Source organism: Tunicatimonas sp. (genome assembly GCF_049647865.1).
Taxonomy (GTDB): Bacteria; Bacteroidota; Bacteroidia; order Cytophagales; family Cyclobacteriaceae; genus Tunicatimonas.
In genome coordinates this window covers 1-5,109 of the sequence record NZ_JBARYM010000896.1, presented here as the reverse complement: position 1 = coordinate 5,109, position 5,109 = coordinate 1, and the positions used below count along the sequence as shown (strand labels likewise).

Annotated in this window: 3 protein-coding genes and 2 pseudogenes; 3 read left to right on the top strand and 2 right to left on the bottom strand. The window is 44.6% G+C overall.

Going from position 1 to position 5,109, the window contains the following annotated elements; all coding sequences use genetic code 11:
* Positions 1–315 precede the first annotated feature (315 nt).
* Positions 316–957 (top strand): hypothetical protein, encoded by a 642-nt coding sequence (locus tag WBA23_RS25555; RefSeq protein WP_424585110.1) that lies wholly within the window; start codon positions 316–318, stop codon positions 955–957.
* A gap of 17 nt (positions 958–974) precedes the next feature.
* On the opposite strand, the gene WBA23_RS25550 is transcribed toward WBA23_RS25555, so the two are convergent.
* On the bottom strand, positions 975–3,716 hold the full coding sequence (locus WBA23_RS25550; protein ID WP_424585109.1) for a phosphoenolpyruvate carboxylase: 2,742 nt from the start codon (positions 3,714–3,716) through the stop codon (positions 975–977).
* 250 nt (positions 3,717–3,966) lie between these two features.
* Between WBA23_RS25550 and WBA23_RS25545 the strand changes: the two are divergent.
* Positions 3,967–4,593: pseudogene (locus WBA23_RS25545) on the top strand (carbonic anhydrase).
* 76 nt (positions 4,594–4,669) lie between these two features.
* Entirely contained in the window at positions 4,670–4,867 is a 198-nt protein-coding gene (locus WBA23_RS25540) for a hypothetical protein (protein WP_424585108.1), read from the top strand.
* 17 nt (positions 4,868–4,884) lie between these two features.
* Here WBA23_RS25540 and WBA23_RS25535 read toward each other — a convergent pair.
* Positions 4,885–5,109, bottom strand: a pseudogene (locus WBA23_RS25535) (threonine synthase); the annotation flags it as partial.

The following is a 5,109-nucleotide window of genomic DNA, read 5'->3' as shown; positions in this document are numbered from 1 at the left end:
AGTATGTCTTTTGGAGTAATTCCAGTTTCGGCGTAATAATTCTCCTGGAATGGGACGATAGTAATATCTGGCTCCGGCTCAGAACTTTCATTGGATTAGTTCAATACGGTCATCTTCGTGCAGAATTCCCGCCTTGGCCCTGGTGATACTCTTCTACTGTAAACAACCGGCGGGTAATCTTGGCATCAACTTCAGCAATCATAATGCGTTAATTTGATAATAGCACAAGATACATTTTGGTTAATTGCAGATGAAATAACAAATTGCTAAAGCTGCTAATTATCCTGTCTGGTAGATTGAAGAACGCCAATATTGATGCCTCAGAATAGTCTAAAATATGAAATACAGCATGTCCTTTCGGGAAAGAGTCAAGTTGGCCACGGAGCACTTATCCAAGCAGTCGCCAGTTACCTTAAAGCAAGCACGCCAGCAGGCGCAGTGGTTGAAGCAGATCAGCAGTACAAACAGCAAGAAACAGCGAGGCTAGTTGAATACGCAGAGCAAAACGAGTTTTGGGTAAACGGCATTAGTTTCTCTAATTTCGTATCAGCCGGAGCCGAACAGCGGGTGTATATCAAAGATGGAAGATCGGTTTACAAATTGAATGATTCAATCTATTACGCCTCTTGGGTAGATTATTTACACAACTTACTGCTCAATAACTTCTTCTTTCCTGATACTGCTTATCAATTAGTAGGCTTTTATCGCCAAGAAAATACTCTATACGCGGTAGTAACTCAACCTTTCGTAAGAGCTAATCAACCTACTGATTTATCACTGGTAAAGGCGTTTATGAATAATAATGGATTTGAAAACACGCGTAATCACGACTATTATAATCCCGAACTTGGTATTATCTTAGAAGATTTACACGATGAAAATGTGCTCACCCAAAATGGGATACTCTTCTTTATTGATACAGTTTTCTACGTCAAACCTGAAGTGGTTTGGACTTGAACTCTACCTATCGGTTCCTACCCCGTAGCCCGAATTCCTCCTGAAATAGCATTCACGGTTAGCAATAAATCTAGCAGAGTAGCTTCGTCACTGTTGCCGGAAGCTTTATCGTTGCGCCAGGTTCGGATTTGGGAGATCTGGTGTCGGTGTAAAGTGGCCAACTTGGGTTGACGCATGGCAATCATCTTGGTGATGCGGGGTCGCCGCTCTTGGATACTACTGCCGTAGATGGTTTCTATAACTTTCCGCGTCCGGTTTAGTTCGGCCAGTATCTGTTTCATAAACCGTTCGCGAAGGTCGCTATCTTCTACCAAAGCCGCATATTCGTGCATAATAGATTCATCGGCAATGAGTACCCCTGAACTAGAGTTCGTTAGGATATACCGAAGTGGAGCGTAGCTGATAGCTTGCTTTTTAAGAAGAGCGAAATCTTCGGGTCGTTCGTTTTGAAGTTGTTCCAGGGCTGTGCCCACTCCGTACCAGGCGGTTAAAAAGAAACGGGCCTGGCTCCAGCTGAATACCCAGGGAATGGCCCGTAGATCATTCAGCGTTCGCTGTCCGGTACGTCGGGCGGGGCGCGAACCGATGCGGCTGGCCTCAATCACATCGATAGGCGTAGCTTGGGAGTAAAAGTCCATGAAGCCTTCTGCTTTAAGCAGCTTCCCGTAGTACTGACTGCTCACCTCCGACAAATAATCCATGATTGGTTCTAGCGGATGGTTGGGTGCTTCGGTGCCCTGCTGACGGAGGGTGGCTTTGGTGGTTCCGGCCAGCATCAGTTCCAGATGGTAAGTGCTAGTAATCAGATTGGCGTATTTTTGGGCTATGGTTTCACCCTGCTCGGTCAGACGATAATCACCCTGCAAACTCTGGTAGGGTAACGATTCCAAGAAGCGATGAGTTGGTCCGCCACCTCGGCTCACGGTGCCGCCCCTCCCGTGGAAATAGCGAATGCGTACTCGGTGTTTCTTTCCAACTTCGGTGAGGTTTCGCTGCCCCCGGTTCACGTTCCAGAGACTGGCAAATATACCCCCATCCTTATTGCTATCGCTGTAGCCAACCATTACTTGCTGCACAGGCTCACTCGCTTGATTTTGCTGCTGTTGGTAAGCTAAACTACGCTGGGTAATCGGGTGCTGTAAAAATTTATCTAGAATCTCCGGACTGCCTTTTAAGTCATCAATGGTTTCAAACAATGGTACCACCGGAAGCTGACTGACCAATCCGTCTTCACTCCAGAACACTAAGCCTGCCTCACGACCCAGCAAGTACACCGTAAGCAAATCGGAAACACTGCGGGTCATACTAATGATTAGTGCACCAAGTCCGTTGGAGCCGTAGCGTTGAATAGATTGATGCACTACTCGGTAGCAATCCAGCACCGCTTGGGCTTCTTTTGGTAACGATGCTTCAGCCTGCGTAAACGGACGGGTAGATTGAAGCTCCTGCTCTAAAAAAGCAATACGTTGCTCTTCCGACCAGTCGGCATAATCTGTACTTGGCAGATCACCGTTGGTTAGTACGGCCGCTTGCAACAACTGAGAAACAGCCTTATCGTGGAAACCACTGTTTTGCCGAATATCCAACGAAGCTAAATGAAAACCGAATGTTTGTACTTTACGGATTATAGGTTCTATCTCGCTTTTGACGACCGAATGAGCGTTTACTTCGTGGAGGGTTTCTGCCAACAGCGTAAGATCATCCAGCAGTTCGGCACTTCGTTGGTAGGAATATGGTTTTTCGTCCAGATTACCGTATATATCTAGCGGAATACAGTGAGACATCAGATTGACCAATTGCCGCCAAGGCTCATTAGTATTGCGGGTTAGAAAAGCTTCGGATGGTTCACCGATGCGCTCACTTATTTCGCTTATTTTCTTTTTCAACTGGTTGGGAACTACCCCCCGGGTATCGGTGAAGCTAAGCTTAGCAGCCAATTGATCTAAATCCTGAGCATGCAACTGTAGTGCTTGACGACGAAGCTCATGCAGGGTCTCTTCGGTTACTTCGGAGGTTACAAAGGGGTGTCCGTCGCGGTCGCCTCCTACCCAATCGCCGAAGCGAATTTGAGGAAGGTTTTTATGATCTTTTAGTTGTTTAGGATCAAAGCCAGCATAGTTCCAGGCATCGCGTAGCCGCTGGTCTACCCGCACCAGACTTTGGGGAAAAACGTAGGTCAGATAGTACATCATGTTCCGTAACTCATCCGACACGGTTGGCTTTTCCAAGTAGATTTCACCAGTGCGCCATAAGATTTCCAACTGATTCTTAATGGCTTCGCGAATGCCTTGCTGCTCCTGGGGCGTCCATACTGGGTTCTCCCGCTTCACAAGAAGTAAGTACATATCGCGCAAGTGGCGTAGCACGGTTGCTCGTTTAGCTTCGGTAGGATGAGCCGTAAACACTGGCTCAATACGAATCTGTGGTAACTGGGTAGCAATATCTTTTTCTGAGAACCCTTCTTTGGCTAGTTGATGGAAAGCCTTAGCCCATAGGCCCGAGATACGATCTAAACCGTCTTCAGTTTCTAACCGTCGCCGATGCTGGGCGGTAGCATTTTCTTCTACTAGGTTTAACCACTGAAAGTAAGTAGCGAACAGCCGTACCATGTTCCGATTCATAGTTTCCGGTTCGTGGTCGATAGCATCAGCCAGTTGAGGCTCGCCCAACGATTGCAGTACCTCGCGAAGGCAATCACTCAGAAATTGAGTATCATTTTCTACCTTTTCAACATCAATGGAAGCATCGGTAACAAGCATAAGAAGATATGAAATATGGGATGAGAAATATAAGAAGTTGAAAGTTGGTAACTGATAGTGAAAAGTTAATGACAGCTCACATGTGAATTAGCACTATCTGGATTATCTCGAGACTAATTCCTAAAAGAAATTTGCGATAGCTTTACTATTAAAATTAGTTGTAATACCTTATCATGAAGGTACGATTTTTTAGAGCACCTGAACAAGAATATTAGAAAAAATTTAGAAAAACACATTAAACTGACTACGCATGAACCTAGAAACTATTTTTAAAGATAATCGGCAGTGGGTGCAGGAAAAGCTCAAAGTGGATAGTGCCTACTTTAAAAACCTATTTAAAGGACAACATCCAGAAATGCTGTACATCGGCTGCTTCGACAGTCGGGTAACTGCTGAGGAGATGATGGAAGCTAACTTGGGACAAGTGTTCGTTTACTGCAACATTGCCAATATGGTTTCCAGTTTGGATTTAAGTGCCATATCAGTTATCAATTACACAGTCAATCATCTAAAGGTGAAGCACATTGTGGTCTGCGGGCACTGCTATTGTGGGGGTGTAAAAGTTGCCATGCAAGCGCAGGATTTAGGTATCCTGAATCCTGGCTTAGAAATATTCGGGATGTATATTGCCTACATAAGGATACGCTAAATGCCATAGAGGATGAAAAGAAACACTATAATAAACTAATAAGACTAAACGTACGGAAAACAATGCATTAATGTACTAAAAACCGCTGAGGTGCAGGTAGCCTACCGTAGAAATGTTCTTTAGGTACACGGTTGGGTGTTCGACATCCGTTCCGGCCAGCTCATTGATCTTGAACTGGATTTTGATAAAATTCTGGCGGGTATTACGGAGATTTATACGTTGAGTTAGTTTCGGGGTGGGTATTTGATGAGTTTAAAAAAATAGAATTTTCTATATTGACGATAATAAACCAAAATTTACTGACATGACTAATCCTAATTTATCCCAAGAAGCGATTGATACTTTAAAAGCGATGCGTAAGCAAGGTAGCTGTAGTATTCCAAAATTTACGATAAAAAATGAGCTTCAAAGTCATGGCTTTGCTGTTCTCAAGCAAGAAACCAAGGACCATGACTTCTACGAAATTACGGAAAAGGGGGAAAAATACCTTGAGAACAATTAACCGCGAATTACCCAAGTTTAACGATGATCCATTAAATAGCTCTTCAACTCCTCATAATCTGGTGAGATAGACTCGGCTTGTTTAGGTTGATCGATCGCTGCTTGCAAAGATTCGGGCATAGGAATAGATTTGCCAATGGCCTCTTCAACCGCATCTTTGAATTTAGCCGGATGGGCGGTAGCTAGCACTACCCCGTTTACTCGTTCTGGCTGCTTTTCCAGGTAATCTCTTAGTCCCAGGTA